Raw genomic sequence first — 15,039 nt, forward strand, 5'->3', positions numbered from 1 at the left:
TATGAGAAGATATAATAAAATAAACGTAAAAAGAATAATAAAAATATTACTTATTATAATTTCTATAATAGTTTTAAAAAAACCTATATTTACTGCTTTTAACTATGTTAAAACAGGAACAATTCATTTGAATGATAATTTAGTTAATTTTAAATCAATTATATATGATGATATTAAAAACTTTAAAACAAAGATTGATATAGTTTCAAATAGTGCTGAGTACATAAAAAAAATAGAAGAAAAAGAAAGAAAATATCAAAAACAAGAATTTGATTTGAAAAGATTAAAAAATGTAGTACGGGAAAATTTAGAACTTAGAAATTTATTAGAAATAAAAAAAGATATTAAGTACGAAACTACAGTAGCAGAAGTTAAATTAGTAGAAGATGCTTATTCAAATGATGTCATGTACATTAAAAAAGGAAGTAATGACAATATAGAAAATGGACAAATTGTAATATATTCAGGAAGTATGATAGGAATAATTGAAAAAACTTTCCCAACATATTCAAAAGTTAAATTACTAGTTAATAAGGACACAAAAATAAGTGTTATATTAAATGATAGTTATTTAGGTATATTAAGGGGTAATGGGAATGGAACATTTTCAGTTAAAAATTATAATACTGATATAAATGATTATAATAATATTAGATTTGAAATAAAAACATCAGGTATAAGTGACTTTATTATAAAAGACATATATATAGGTACTTACGGAATAAGAGATATTAAAGAATTTAAGGAAACGAAAGAATTAGTATTTAAACCAGAATATAAATATGCCAATATAAATTTTGTATTAGTGATAAAAGAGGTGAAAAAATGAGATTTTTAAAATATGTAATAGTTATTTTCCTAAGTTTGAATTCATTTGCAGTAGATTTTTTTAATAAAGATTTTGCAGCACAAATAGAAGAAACAGGGAAAAAATATCATAAGAAATATAATATAGATTATAAGAAAAATAAAATTAGAGTAGAAATATTAGAACCTAAGGTAAATAAGGGAGAAATATATACATATACTGATAGTGAAAAGTATGTATATTATCCTAAATTAAAACAAACGGTAAAACAAAGTTATGTAAATGAAGATAATGATATAATATTAGCATTAAAAACATTACAAAAAATTGATAAAACTGTAGTAAAAGATGGTAGAAAATATATAGTTGAAAATAAAAAAATAAAGCGTATAGAGTCAGAACTATATAAAATATATTTTGAATATAAAAATAATAAAATAAGTAGTATAAAATTTGTGAGCGATGAGGAAGAAATAAATTATATATGGAAATATTAAAAGATGAAGCTTTAGTATTAAAAAGAAAAAATGTAAATGAATCTAATGTGAGTATTTCATTATTTACAAAAAAATATGGTAAAATAAATGCAATAGCATATGGAGTAAGATCTACTAATAAAAAAGAAAAAATAAGTCTTAATCCAATTTCATATATAGAATGTGAATTAAAAAAAACAAATGATAACTATATTTTAATGAACTATAATATGAAAATAGGGTATAATAAGATATATAGTAATATTGATAAATTGCAAATGGCAATGTATGTTGTATATACTTTAAATAAAATTTTAACATATAGTGTAGTTGAACATTTATTGTACGATAGAGTAGAAAAAGTATTAAATTATTTAGAAAACATAGATAACAGTTTACTTAAATCAGAAAATTTTAATGATAAATTTTTAAACTCATATTTGAAAAAAGTTATGTTAGATATTGGAATATATGATAATAGTATAAATTTTAAAACCTTAAAAAATATAGAAAAATATATTAATGATTATTTAGGGGTAGATATAGATTATACACAAATAATGATAGGAGTTGGTAGAAATGCAAATAAGTGATTACTTAAAATTAGAGGCTATAAATTTAAAATTAGGTTCTAAAGATAAAAAAAGTATATTAAAAGAACTTTTTTCAGGCTTAGCAAATTGTAATGAAGTAAATGATGCTAAAAAATGTTATGATGATTTACTTGAAAGAGAGAATTTGGGAAGTACGGGAATAGGAAAAGGTGTTGCCATACCGCATGCTAAAACTAGTGGAGTAGATAAAATAATAATGACAATAGGTATTTCTGAAAATCCTATTGAATATAATTCTATTGATAATAAAGAAGTAAAATTATTTTTTATGTTTTTAGCACCAACAAATTTATCACAAGAATATTTAATATTATTAGCAAAAATTTCAAGATTTATAAAAGAAGAAAAATTTAGAGAAAAATTATTAAATGCTAAAACTAAAGATGAAATTGGAGAAATTTTAAGATTGAAGGAAAGTTAAAATGAGATGTATTTTTTGTAAACATGAGGACACTAATGTTGTAGATTCACGATTAGTAGAAAACAATTCAATAAAAAGAAGAAGAGAATGTAGAGAGTGTGGTAAGCGATTTAATACTATGGAATCTGCTACTCTTCCTAGTTTATTAGTACTCAAAAAAAATGGAACTACTTCTTTATTTCAAAGAGAAAAAATTTTTAATGGAATTATAAGGGCCTTCGAAAAAAGAAATTGTGATCATAATAAAATAATTGAATTAGTTGATAAAATTGAGATGCAAATTAGGGAAAATTATAAAAAAGAAATAAAAAGTTCTGAAATAGGAGATATAATATTAAATAATTTAATAGATATAGATGAAGTAGCCTATGTTAGATTTGCATCTGTGTATAATAAATTTGAGAATTTAGATAGCTTTATAGAAATAGTAAATAAATTGAAAGCAGAAAAAGGTAAGTAATATGCAAAAAAATATATATAAAATTATTTTTCTTTTAGTAATGATTTTCTTAATAATTAGTATTTTAAGACCAATACCTGCTAGAAGGGCTAAAATTGCCTATCAAAAAGAACAAACTAAAATATTAGAAGAAAAATTAAAAGAAGAAAAGAAAATAAATGAAAAATTAAAACAAGAAATAGAAGATACAAAAAAAATAAGTCATATTGAAAAAATATCTAGAAATAATTTGAAAATGTCTAAGGATGGAGAAAAATTATATAAATTTATAGATGATAATGACAATAAAGAAGAAAATCAAGAAAAAGATAAAAATCAAGAAAAAAATGAAGATGAAAAAGAAATAAAAAAAGAAAAGGAGAATAAATAATTGAATAAAATAGAGCAATTTTTTGAAAAATTGAAAACAAATAATATAACAGAAATTCAAGACAAATATATTTTTACAATATCAAAAAGTTATTACTTAAAAGTTTTTTTGTTTATATTAATAATAAGTATTAATATATTATATACAGTAAGAAATATACACAGTCTAAATATTATTGTAGTGATTTTATTGCTTTTTATAAGTTCATATGTAATTTATTCAATATACACAGTTCTTACTTATAAGTTAATCATAGAAAATAAAAAACTTATATTTGAAAAAAATGTAATTGATTTAACGAAAGTAGACAGTTTAAAAATAGTAATGGCTAGAATTGGTGGAACTAAATTTGATAGTTGTTTAGAATTAATTTCAGAAAAGAAAAAATATATTATAAGATTAAACTTAAATAAAAGTATTGATTTTGTAACAATAATATCAAAAATTTCTGGCAAAAAAGTAGAAAAATAGGAGTAATATGGTAGAATTATTTATTGCATACAGGCATATAAAAGAAAGAAAATTTCAAACTATAATTTCTATTACGGCTATTTCATTAGCCTTAGTAGTTTTTATAACATCACTTGCAGTTTCAGGTGGTTTAACTAAAAATACACTTAATTCATTACTTTCACTTAATCCACATTTAACAGTTAAATATATAGATCAAAGTGAGAATGAATATGAAAATACAATTTCTAATATTAATGACAGTGAAATAATTAATAAAACTGCAGCTATTGATATACAAGGTTTTATTAAATATGATGGACAAAATATAATACCTTTAATAAAAGCAACTGATATTGGAAGTTTAAATGTTAATATAGAAGATGGGAATTTATTAAGTTCGGATTTAGATACAGTAGTTATAGGAGAAGAACTTAGAAAATCAATAGGTGCTAATATAGGAGATAATATTAATGTATTATCACTTAAAGGAAAAGAAATAAGATTAAGATTAGTCGCAACATTTAAAACAGGTTTTTTACCTTATGATAGTAATTTAGTAATAGTTCCATTAGAAGTTGGTAAAATATTAAATGAAGTTGGAAATAAAATAACATCAATAAATATTAATGTTAAAAATCCTAGTGATATAACTAAATTAGATAAACTTAAAAATGAAATAATATTAAAAGATTCAAATTTATATGCATACACTTGGGCTGATGAAAATTCTAATTTATTATCAGCTATAAGAATAGAAAAGTTTATTTTGATAACTATACTAAGTTTTTTATTTATCATAGCAAGTTTTGTTGTTGCAGTAATATTAAATATATCTGTTAGAGAAAAAACTAATGATATAGGTATATTAAAAGCATTTGGTTATACTAAACAAAATATAATGAAAATCTTTTTATTTGAAGGTATATTTGTTGCAATATCCGGTATAGTTGTATCTATGATACTAAGTCCTATTGCTATAAAAGGATTATCACTATTATCAGAAACCATTTTAGGTAATACATATTATCTATCAAAATTACCTATAGATATAAAACTAAGTGAAGTATTAATAATTTATTTAGTTTCGCTAGTATTAGTGTTTTTAGCTTCTATAATACCAGCAAGAAATGCTGCTAAATTAGATACAACACAAGCTATTAAATTTAATTTATAGGAGTAAATATGGAAATTTTAAGATTAGAAAATTTAACTAAAATTTATGAAACAAAAGTAGAAAAAATAAAAATATTAGATAATATAAATTTTGTAGTGAATGATGGAGATTTAATATCTATACAGGGAAAATCTGGTAGTGGTAAATCTACTTTATTAAATATTTTAGGCTTGCTTGATACACAATATCAGGGTAAAATAATATTAGAAGGAACAAGATCAGAAAATATTGGTTTTGTCTTTCAATTTCATCATTTGTTGCCAGAATTTACTGCTATTGAAAATGTTGCTATGCCAGCACTTAGAAATAGTAAAGATAAAAATAAAGTATATGAACATGCCAAAGAATTGTTAGGTTTAGTTGGTTTAGGAGATAGATTAGATTTTTATCCTAGTGAATTATCAGGTGGACAAAAGCAAAGAGTGGCTATTGCAAGAGCCTTAATAAATAATCCTAAAATTATTTTAGCAGATGAACCAACTGGTAATTTAGATACTGAGAATAGTATTAACATTAATGAGTTGTTTTTAAAAATAAATAAGGAAAAAAATAAGGCTATAATAATAGTTACCCACAGTATTGAATTGGCTAATATAGCAAATAAGAAGTATATGCTTAAAAATGCTAAATTAGTTAGTATATAGGAGGTTATTATGAAGTTTATTATCAGTGGGAAGCATTTAGATTTGACAGAAGCAATTAAAAATTATGCAGAAGAAAAATTATCTAAGGTTGAAAAATATACCGAAGATATTAATAAAATGGACGTTCAAATTGAAGTAGAAAAAACAAAAACAGAAGGAACATTACATAAAGCAAGTGCAACTTTATATATTTTAGGTAAGACAATTAGAATAGAAGAGATAGATAAAGATATGTATACAGCAATAGATTTATTAGCTGATAAATTAACTAGACAAGTTAGAAAACATTTAGAAAAAAAGCAAAATAAATAATTTAAAAGAACCCTTTAGGGGTTCTTTTTTGAAAGAAATTTAAAAAAAATCATTTACTAATAGCGATATTAAGGGTATAATAATAGAGTATTAATATAATATAAATAAAAATAGGAGGTTATTTTATGTCAAAAAAATTAATTTTTGCTATATCAGCATTAGTATCTGCAACTTTATTTGCATCTAAACCTATAGCACTAAATTTAATTCACATTAACGATCATCATTCACATTTAGAACCATCAGTTGTTAATATGAAAATAGATGGTGTTAAAACTAAGGTTAAAATAGGTGGTTATCCTGAAATGGTTGGGATAATAAAAGAATTAAAGAAAACAAAAACTAATCCCATAGTATTACATGCAGGTGATGCTATTACAGGAACTCTGTATTTTACTTTATTCGGTGGGTCAGCAGATGCTGATTTAATGAATGTAACTGGTTTAGATTATTTCACACTAGGAAATCATGAATTTGATGCTGGTAATGAAGGATTAAAAAAATTCTTAGACTATTTAAAAGTCCCTACAATATCTGCTAATGTAAATCCTGATAAAGGTAGTATATTAGAAAATTATTGGAAACCTTATGCTATTAAAGAAATAGATGGAGAAAAAATAGGAATTATAGGATTAGATGTAGTTAAAAAAACTGTAAATTCTTCTAGTCCAGGTAAAGATATTAAATTTGTTGATGAAATAGAAGCAAGTGAAAAATATGTTAAAGAATTACAAGCAATGGGTATAGATAAAATTATATTATTATCTCATGCAGGAGCAGAAAAGAATTTTGAAATTGCTCAAAAAGTTTCAGGAATAGACGTAATAATTACAGGAGATACACATTATTTATTTGGTAATGATTCTCTTAGAGAATTAGGTTTACCTGTTAAAAGTGAATACCCAACTGTATTTAGAAGCCCTAGTAATGAGCCAGTTGTAGTAGTTGAAGCGTGGTCTTATTCACAAATAGTAGGGGATTTAGAAGTTCAATTTAATGAAGATGGATTAATAACTAAAATTAAAGCACAACCATTAATCCCCTATCATACAAATTATTTTGAAAGAAAAGATAATAATGGTAAAAAATATAATCCTAAAGGAAAAGAATTACAAGCAATCTTAAATAAATTAGATGGTAATCCATACTTTGTTAGAGCGAAAGCAGATAAAGTAGCGGCTGAAATACTTTCTAAATATGAAAAACAAAAGAAATCATTAGGTGGTGAAGTTGTAGGTAAATTAGTTGGAGAATCAATGCCAGGTGGTTCAGAAAATAGAATACCTAATAAAGATAATCCAAAAGGTTCAGTTGCAACTAGATTTATCGCTGAAACTATGTTAACACAAATGAGAAGTTTTGGAGAAAATGCACATATAGATTTAACTATACAAAATTCTGGTGGAGTTAGAGCAAATATAGAACCAGGTGTAATGACATATAATGACGCATATACTATATTACCATTTGGAAATACTTTAGTTTTAATGAAATTAACAGGTGCTGAAATTAAACAAGTACTAGAAGATGCTATAGATTTTGCATCAACTAATTCAACAGGAGCATTCCCATATGGAGCAGGTATAAGATATGAAGCAAATCAATATAAAGATGCAAATGGTAAAAGATTAGTAAAAGTTGAAATACAAGATGCTAAGACTGGTGCGTGGAGTTTAATAGATGAAAGTAAAGAATATGTAGTAGGAACTAATGCATATATAGCTGGTGGAAAAGATGGATATGCTACTTTCGGAAAAATATTTAAAGAAAGAGGAGCAGAAGATACATTCTTACCTGATGCTGAAAGTTTAATTAAATTTATGAAATTAAATCCTGAATTTAAAACTTATTCAGATTCTAATGTAATATTCCATTATGATGCAAAAAATCCTATTAATAAAAAATAGACTATATAAAAACTAAGCCTTAAAAAGCTTAGTTTTTTTAGTCCATAAGTTCTATGCAAACTGTGTCTGCTAATAATAACCCTTTTCTAGTTAAGAGTACTTTTTGATTAATTATTTGTAATAAACCTCTTTTAATTAATTTATCTATAATTTCTTTTTTATCTTCTGCTATATCAATACCTTTATTCAATAATCTAAGGCTTAATATATATTTTAAATTTTTTCTTTCTTTTTCATCAACTATTTCAATTGTAGTTTCATTTACTGGAACAATTCCCTTATCTAGCATTTCATAGTATGTTTTTAGTTTTTTTATTTTTTCAAATCTTTTATCATCATAATAACTAGAAGCACTTATACCTACTCCAATAAATTCTTTGTTTTCCCAATATTTAACGTTATGTCTACCGTATAATTTATTTTTTGCAAAACTAGAAACTTCATAATGTTCATAACCCATTTCTTTTAATCTTTCAATAATTCTTAAGAACATTTTAGTCTCTAATTCTTCACTAAGAGCCATTATTTTTTTCTCTTTAAGTAATTTATAAAATTTTGATTTCTTTTCCCAAATAAGTGAATATATGGAAATGTGTTCAGGGTTTAATTTTTCTATCATATCTAAGTCATGTTCTAATATTTCAAGAGTTTGTGTAGGTACTGCAAAAATTAAATCAAGTGATATATTATCAAAACCGGCTTTTCTAGCATCATAATATGTTTTTATACCATCAGCATTATTATGTTCTCTATTCATAAGTTTTAGTATATCATCATTAAAACTTTGTATACCTATACTAAGTCTATTAACACCTAATTTTTTTAATTCGTTTAGTTTATCTAAGTTCATATTAGTTGGATTTAATTCCAAAGTAATTTCTGCATCTTTTGTATAATTTAAAGTTGAAATTATACTTTTAATATTTTCTATACCTAAAACAGAAGGAGTTCCTCCACCAAAATATACTGTATCATATGTATACTTTGGGTATAGATTTATCTCTTTTTTTATATAATCTACATATCTATCGTATTCTCTTGCCATATTAGTCAGTATGTAAAAATCACAATAAGAACATTTCCTATTGCAAAAGGGTATGTGTATGTATATGGCATCTATGTTTTTTTTCATTGCTATATTCCTTTCGTAGTTATTATAAAAAAAAAGCTAGTATCTAGCTAATAATTTAATGGTGCCCAGACACGGAATCGAACCATGGACACAAGGAGCTTCAATCCTTTGCTCTACCAACTGAGCTATCTGGGCATATATATTTATTGGCGGAAGTGACGAGACTCGAACTCGCGACATCTTGCGTGACAGGCAAGCACTCTAACCATCTGAGCTACACCTCCAAATTAATGGTGGTCACAACTGGGCTCGAACCAGTGACCCCCTGCTTGTAAGGCAGGTGCTCTCCCAACTGAGCTATGCGACCAACAAATGAATTTTACTACAAAATTAATATAGTTGTCAAGTGTTTTCATGAATTTATCAAAATTTTATAAATTTTAATAAATGTGGTAAATATTTGTATTTTTTGCTATAATTAACTTAGAAAATTAATTATTTAATTAAGAGAGGAAAGATAGCTATGAAAAAAATTATTATGTGCTTATTTATGGTATTAGCAGTATCATGCGGGAGTAAAACTTCAACTATACAAAATTCAGAGATTAAAACAGCAATAAAGGTTGATATAGATAGTATTAATCCATATAAGATGGTTTCAGCACCAACTAAGGAGATTATGTATAATGTTTATGAAGGTCTATTAATGCCAAAAGAAGATGGAACATTAAGACCTGCTATAGCAAAAGAATATAGTATAGATAAAGATGGGAAAACATATTCATTTATCATTAGAGATAATGTATATTTTCATAATGGAGAAAAATTAACCATAAAAGACGTAATATTTTCTTTAAATAAAATTAAAGAATTAAAATATCAGAAAGAATTTAATAATATAGTATCAATTAATGAAACTAAAAATCCATTAGAAGTAAATATAGTTTTAAAAGAACCTGATTCTTCATTTATATATAGTTTAACAACACCTATAATATCTGAAAAAACATATGATGATTTAGATAAAATAGAAAACGGAACAGGACCTTATTTTGTAAAAAAATATACAAGAGAACATAAATTAATTCTTAATAAGTTTGATAAATACTATGGAGATAAAGCAAATATAGAAGTAGTGGATATAGATATAATACCTAATGTAGAAACTATATTTTTAAATTTCATAAGTAATAAATACAATTTTTTAGGTTCAGTTGATACTAAAAGATTAGATGATATAAAAGATAAAAAGATTATAACTTACCCTGAGAATATGTTATTTATCATGGGTATAAATAATAAGAAATTTAATTTAGAATTAAGAAAATCAATAGTATCTGCTATAGATAAGAAACAAATAATAGAAAAAGCAACAAATAACTATGCAATAGAATTAAAAAGTTTAAAAACTAATGTTGATAAAGAATTAGTAAAAGATTTAACATTAGATTTAAAAATACCATCTAATTACAAGATATATTTAGATACTGCACAAGTTATTAAAGAGCAATTATCTAAACATGGTATAAAAGTTAATATAATACCACAAGAATTTGCAACTTGGTTAAAAGATGTATATACTGATAGAAATTATGATATTACACTTATAGCTTTATCGGGTAAATTAGATAAAGATTCAGTATATAGAAGATTTACAAGTGATTATAAAAGAAACTTTTTAAATTATAGTAATAATGAATATGATGAACTTATAATGCTTGCTAAAAAGACATTTGATATAAATAAGAGAGATGAATTGTATGAAAAAGCATATGAAATATTGATAAATGATTATGCTAGTGCCTTTATAATGGATCCTAAGATAGCAGTTGCTATGGACAAAAATATTACAGGATATACTACTTATACAATACCATATGTTGATTTTGCAAAATTAAAATTTGGAGAATAAAATGTATTTTATAAAAAAAATATTAAAGGGAATTTTTAGTATATATATAATATCAACTATATCTTTTTTCATAATATCACTTATACCAGGTGATCCTGCAACAGCTATATTAGGTGTTGATGCAACTTATGAACAAATATTAGAATTTAGAAGTAATTTTGGCTTAGATGAGCCAATTTTACTTAGATATATACATTGGCTAAAAAATGTAATCATGGGTGATTTTGGTATGTCTTATAGATATGATATGCCCGTAAAAGATTTAGTTTTAGAAACATTACCTTTGACTATATTAGTTAGCATAATTTCACTTTTAATAATTTTTTTCGTTTCAGTTATATTGTCGTTTTATATAAACAGTATAAAAAATAAAAAAATAAAAAAAATATTTGAAATTATTTTAAATATAAGTATAGCAGTTCCAACATTTTGGTTAGGCATAATATTTATATTTATATTTTCAGTAATATTGAATCTATTTATTACTTCATATAATGGGACATTTGTTTCTCTTATATTACCCTGTATAATAATTTCAATACCACAGATTGCGTTTATAACTTTAAATATAAAAGCAAATCTTTACACAGAAACTAGATTAGATTATGTTAAATTTCTATATTCAAATGGAATGAATAAGAGAATATTAAATATGTATATTCTAAAAAATGCCATACTTACAACTATACCATTATTTGGGTTAATAATTTTGGAATTAATTACAGGTATAGTAATAGTAGAACAAATATTTTCGATTCCAGGTATAGGAAGACTTTTATTAACATCTATTGCAACAAGAGATATTAAATTATTACAAGCTTTAATAATTTATACATCCTTAGTTGTAATAATAATAAATTTAATTATTGATTTACTATATGTTAGCCTTGATAAGAGAATAAGGTTAGGTGTTAATAAATGAGAAAATATGTAAAATATATAGTGATATTTTTTATCCTAGTATTATTTATTAAAAATCCATATGATATTAATTCTGAATTTTTACAAAGATCTAGTCTAAGTAATTTAATGGGAACTGATGATTTAGGTAGAGATATATATACTAGACTATTATTGGGAACTTTTAATACTGTATTAATATCAGCAATTTCAATAGGTTTGTGTACAATAATTGGGAATATTATAGGGTTTTTATCGGGGTATTTTGGTGGAATAATTGATTATGTTTTTCAAATGTTAGTAGAAATCATATTATCAATTCCATCAATATTAATTGCAGTTACAGTGGTAGTAATAATACAAAAACCACAAATATCATTAATAATCTCTATGATAATTATGTATTTACCACTTGTGATTAATTATGCAAGGGGACTAGTAATTAAAGAAAAAGATAAAAACTATGTAATTGCTGCAAAAACATATGGAGTTAAAAATATTAGAATAATTGTTAAGCATATATTTCCTAATGTAAAAAAATATGTTTTAACAAATTTGGGAATAAATTTTTCCAAAGGAATATTGACGGAAGCAGGCCTTGGTTTTCTAGGAATAGGTTTAGATCCATCTATACCAACTCTTGGAAATATGTTAAATGCATCTAGATCGTATTTTATAAAAGCACCATGGTTTACATTATTTCCAGGTATCATAATAATAGTAATAGTATATTATGCAAATAAATTTTCTAAGGGTAAAGGTAGTATAAAGAATGGTAAAAGAATTAGAAATTAAAAAATTAAATGTACATATTGATGGAGAACATTTATTAAAAAATATAGATATGGAAGTTTATGAAAATGAAGTTGTGGGAATATTAGGAGAATCTGGTTCTGGCAAAACTTTGACAGTTAAATATATATTAGGTATATTACCTGAAAGAAGTGAAATAAAAGTTGAAAAATTTAAATTAAACGATAAGGTAGGAGTGGTATTCCAAAATGCTTTTACACTATTAAATCCAACAGTTAAAATAGGGAAACAGTTAAAGCATTTATATTATTCACACTATAAAACCTATAACGGTTTTGAGAAAAGAATACAAAATTTATTTGATAAAGTTGGATTATTTGATACTAAAAAATATCTTGATAAATATACATTTGAAGCTAGTGGTGGAGAAAATCAAAGAATTGCAATAGCAGCAGCCTTAGTTTCTGACCCAGAGATATTTATAGCAGATGAAATCACAACAGCATTAGATACTGAAAGTAAATTAGAAGTTATAAACTTGTTAAAAAAGATTAAAGAGAATAAGAAATCTATAATTTTTATAACTCATGAGATAAATCTTATGAAAAAATTTGTAGATAGAATATATGTAATGTATAAAGGTGAGATTATAGAGAGTGATACGACCGATAATATATTTACTAACCCAAAACATCCATATACTAGAAAATTAATAGAATTAGAAAATAAATATTATAGTGAAATTGATGAATAAGTGAAAGTGATAAATAGAATGGAAAAATATTTTAATAAAATGGAAAAAGATTTTCTTTTTGAAAATAGGCAAGGACAAAAAGAAATGTCTGAAATAGTAGAAGATGCTATAAATAATAATAAACATATACTAATAGAAGCAGGAACAGGTATAGGTAAAACAATGGCATATTTAATGCCAAGTATTTTATATGCAAAAAAAAATAAACAAAGAGTATTAATATCTACTAACACAATAAATTTACAAGAACAATTATTAAATAAAGATTTACCCTTATTAGAAAAAATTATAGACCAACCAATAGAATATGCTATTGTAAAAGGTCGTTCTAACTTTGTTTGTGGTAATAGATTACTAAAAAATTCTGACAATGAAGAGTTGATAAATTGGTATAAAAATACTAAAACAGGAGATAAATCAGAAATAGATTTTAGTATAACTAATGAGCAGTGGCTTAGTGTATGTAGTGATATTGATTATTGTACACAATATCAATGTTCTAAAACTAATAACTGTTTTTTTTACAAATCTAGAAGAAGTTTACAAAGTAAAGAAGTATTAATAGTTAATCATTCTTTGCTATTTTCTTCATTTGAATTTGAGCATATGTTACCTGAATATGATATTTTAATTCTAGATGAAGCACACAAACTAGAAAACGTTGCAAGATCGTATTTTGAAGTTAAAATTAATTCCAAAGATATATTTTTAAATATAGGCTTATTACACAACAAAAAGACTAACAAAGGTGTATTGACTAGGCTAATTAACGAATTGACGAATTTAGGGGCAAATAAAGAGCAACTAGAAGATATAAAAATTGATTTCAGTGATGTCATAAACAGTATATATGATATATATCTATTATTAAGTAATAATTTAATAAGCATACTATTAAATAATAATAGTTATAATATAAGAAAAAATAAAATAGAAAAAGAATTAGATAAATATTATGAATATATAGATAGATTAAAATCAAAATTAGTAATTTTAATAAAGCTTGAAAACAAGATTGAAAATATGCTTGATATATACATAGTAAGCGATGAAGTAAAATCAAGTTTTTATATGTTATATGCTAAAATAAAAGAAAATTTAGAAAAATTATTTGAGATACAAAAAAATAACGAAGAAGATTATGTTAATTGGTTTCAATATAATTCAAATACAGCAGAGTTAAGTATAGTATCAACACCAATAGATATATCTAATCAATTTGAAAGCATATTTAAAGGAATAAGTGTTGTAATGACTTCTGCAACTTTAAAAGTAAACGATAGTTTTGATTTTATAAAATCAAGACTAGGATTAAATAATTTTGAATTTTATAGTGTAAATTCACCTTTTGACTATGATAAGAATATGAGAATAGGAATATCAACTAATAATTTCAATCCTAATAGCAATGATTATATGGAATATGTAATTGATTTTTTAAATAAATATTTAGAAAAAAATAATGAAGGAACTTTTATACTTTGTACTTCATATAAACAAGTTGAACAAATTTATGCTAAACTTGATTTAGAACATTTCAATATATTAAAGCAAGGGACTATGTCTAGAAATAATTTGATTGAAAATTTTAAAATTAATAAAAAGTCTATATTGATAGGGACTGATAGTTTTTGGGAAGGTGTAGACGTAAAAGGAGAAAAATTAAAAAGTGTTGTTATAGTAAAACTTCCATTTATATCTCCTGATGACCCAATAATTGAAGCAATAACTGAAAATATGTCTAAGCATAATATAAATGCTTTTATGAATTACCAGTTACCTTTAATGATAATTAAGTTAAAACAAGGTATAGGTAGACTTATAAGAAGTAAGCAAGATAGTGGAGACATAATAATATTAGATAATAGAGTATATACTAAACGATATGGAAAAAATATTATAAATTCATTACCTAGTAAAAACATATTAAAAATAAAATAAGATAGAGAAAAATGCCCAAGAATAGAAAAATAAAAAATTTGAAATATATGACTATTTATAATATAATA

Annotated in this window: 17 protein-coding genes and 3 tRNA genes; 16 read left to right on the plus strand and 4 right to left on the minus strand. The window is 23.9% G+C overall.

Annotated features, from left to right (window positions below; genetic code table 11):
- The first annotated feature begins 1 nt into the window (after position 1).
- From mreC to nadN, 11 genes are all read left to right on the plus strand, one after another.
- Positions 2-829 carry a rod shape-determining protein MreC gene (mreC, locus tag AWT72_RS01635; RefSeq protein ID WP_067139830.1) on the plus strand — a complete coding sequence of 276 codons (828 nt, stop codon included), beginning with the start codon at positions 2-4 and terminating at the stop codon, positions 827-829.
- Positions 826-1,305: a hypothetical protein gene (locus AWT72_RS01640; RefSeq protein ID WP_067139833.1), complete on the plus strand. Its 480-nt coding sequence runs from the start codon at positions 826-828 to the stop codon at positions 1,303-1,305. Before mreC ends, AWT72_RS01640 begins: the two co-directional genes overlap by 4 nt.
- A complete protein-coding gene (gene recO, locus AWT72_RS01645; RefSeq protein ID WP_067139836.1) occupies positions 1,293-1,877 on the plus strand; it encodes a DNA repair protein RecO in 585 nt (194 codons plus the stop codon). Before AWT72_RS01640 ends, recO begins: the two co-directional genes overlap by 13 nt.
- Positions 1,864-2,319 carry a PTS sugar transporter subunit IIA gene (locus tag AWT72_RS01650; protein WP_067139839.1) on the plus strand — a complete coding sequence of 152 codons (456 nt, stop codon included), beginning with the start codon at positions 1,864-1,866 and terminating at the stop codon, positions 2,317-2,319. The genes recO and AWT72_RS01650 overlap by 14 nt, the downstream gene beginning before the upstream one ends.
- Before the next feature lies 1 nt (position 2,320).
- The gene (gene nrdR / locus AWT72_RS01655; protein WP_067139842.1) at positions 2,321-2,779 is read left to right on the plus strand and encodes a transcriptional regulator NrdR; all 459 of its coding nucleotides are present in this window, start codon (positions 2,321-2,323) and stop codon (positions 2,777-2,779) included.
- A 1-nt stretch (position 2,780) separates the two neighbouring features.
- On the plus strand, positions 2,781-3,149 hold the full coding sequence (locus AWT72_RS01660; RefSeq protein WP_067139845.1) for a septum formation initiator family protein: 369 nt from the start codon (positions 2,781-2,783) through the stop codon (positions 3,147-3,149).
- Positions 3,150-3,620 carry a hypothetical protein gene (locus AWT72_RS01665; protein ID WP_067139848.1) on the plus strand — a complete coding sequence of 157 codons (471 nt, stop codon included), beginning with the start codon at positions 3,150-3,152 and terminating at the stop codon, positions 3,618-3,620.
- A 7-nt stretch (positions 3,621-3,627) separates the two neighbouring features.
- Positions 3,628-4,776 (plus strand): ABC transporter permease, encoded by a 1,149-nt coding sequence (locus tag AWT72_RS01670; protein WP_067139852.1) that lies wholly within the window; start codon positions 3,628-3,630, stop codon positions 4,774-4,776.
- A gap of 8 nt (positions 4,777-4,784) precedes the next feature.
- Complete coding sequence (locus AWT72_RS01675; protein ID WP_067139855.1) at positions 4,785-5,420, plus strand: ABC transporter ATP-binding protein; 636 nt, start codon at positions 4,785-4,787, stop codon at positions 5,418-5,420.
- 9 nt (positions 5,421-5,429) lie between these two features.
- Entirely contained in the window at positions 5,430-5,732 is a 303-nt protein-coding gene (hpf, locus tag AWT72_RS01680; RefSeq protein WP_067139858.1) for a ribosome hibernation-promoting factor, HPF/YfiA family, read from the plus strand.
- Between the two features lie 125 nt (positions 5,733-5,857).
- Positions 5,858-7,639 carry an NAD nucleotidase gene (gene nadN, locus AWT72_RS01685; RefSeq protein ID WP_067139861.1) on the plus strand — a complete coding sequence of 594 codons (1,782 nt, stop codon included), beginning with the start codon at positions 5,858-5,860 and terminating at the stop codon, positions 7,637-7,639.
- Positions 7,640-7,676: 37 nt separating this feature from the next.
- Here the strand turns inward: nadN and hemW are convergent, their stop codons facing one another.
- The 4 genes from hemW to AWT72_RS01705 form a co-directional block, all read right to left on the minus strand.
- On the minus strand, positions 7,677-8,771 hold the full coding sequence (gene hemW, locus AWT72_RS01690) for a radical SAM family heme chaperone HemW (RefSeq protein ID WP_067139864.1): 1,095 nt from the start codon (positions 8,769-8,771) through the stop codon (positions 7,677-7,679).
- A gap of 59 nt (positions 8,772-8,830) precedes the next feature.
- A tRNA-Phe gene (locus AWT72_RS01695) sits at positions 8,831-8,906 on the minus strand.
- Between the two features lie 12 nt (positions 8,907-8,918).
- Positions 8,919-8,995 (minus strand) — tRNA-Asp (locus AWT72_RS01700).
- A 7-nt stretch (positions 8,996-9,002) separates the two neighbouring features.
- Positions 9,003-9,078, minus strand: a tRNA-Val gene (locus tag AWT72_RS01705).
- 156 nt (positions 9,079-9,234) lie between these two features.
- Here AWT72_RS01705 and AWT72_RS01710 point away from each other — a divergent pair.
- The 5 genes from AWT72_RS01710 to AWT72_RS01730 are packed head-to-tail and all read left to right on the plus strand — an operon-like array spanning position 9,235 to position 14,971.
- Complete coding sequence (locus AWT72_RS01710) at positions 9,235-10,623, plus strand: ABC transporter substrate-binding protein (RefSeq protein WP_067139868.1); 1,389 nt, start codon at positions 9,235-9,237, stop codon at positions 10,621-10,623.
- 1 nt (position 10,624) lies between these two features.
- The gene (locus AWT72_RS01715; protein WP_067139871.1) at positions 10,625-11,545 is read left to right on the plus strand and encodes an ABC transporter permease; all 921 of its coding nucleotides are present in this window, start codon (positions 10,625-10,627) and stop codon (positions 11,543-11,545) included.
- Positions 11,542-12,318: an ABC transporter permease gene (locus AWT72_RS01720; RefSeq protein ID WP_067139874.1), complete on the plus strand. Its 777-nt coding sequence runs from the start codon at positions 11,542-11,544 to the stop codon at positions 12,316-12,318. Before AWT72_RS01715 ends, AWT72_RS01720 begins: the two co-directional genes overlap by 4 nt.
- Positions 12,296-13,030, plus strand: a complete 735-nt coding sequence (locus AWT72_RS01725; protein ID WP_067139877.1) for an ATP-binding cassette domain-containing protein — start codon at positions 12,296-12,298, stop codon at positions 13,028-13,030. Before AWT72_RS01720 ends, AWT72_RS01725 begins: the two co-directional genes overlap by 23 nt.
- Positions 13,031-14,971 carry an ATP-dependent DNA helicase gene (locus tag AWT72_RS01730; RefSeq protein WP_156413064.1) on the plus strand — a complete coding sequence of 647 codons (1,941 nt, stop codon included), beginning with the start codon at positions 13,031-13,033 and terminating at the stop codon, positions 14,969-14,971.
- The last annotated feature ends 68 nt before the right edge of the window (positions 14,972-15,039 follow it).

Source organism: Oceanivirga salmonicida (assembly GCF_001517915.1).
Taxonomy (GTDB): Bacteria; Fusobacteriota; Fusobacteriia; order Fusobacteriales; family Leptotrichiaceae; genus Oceanivirga; species Oceanivirga salmonicida.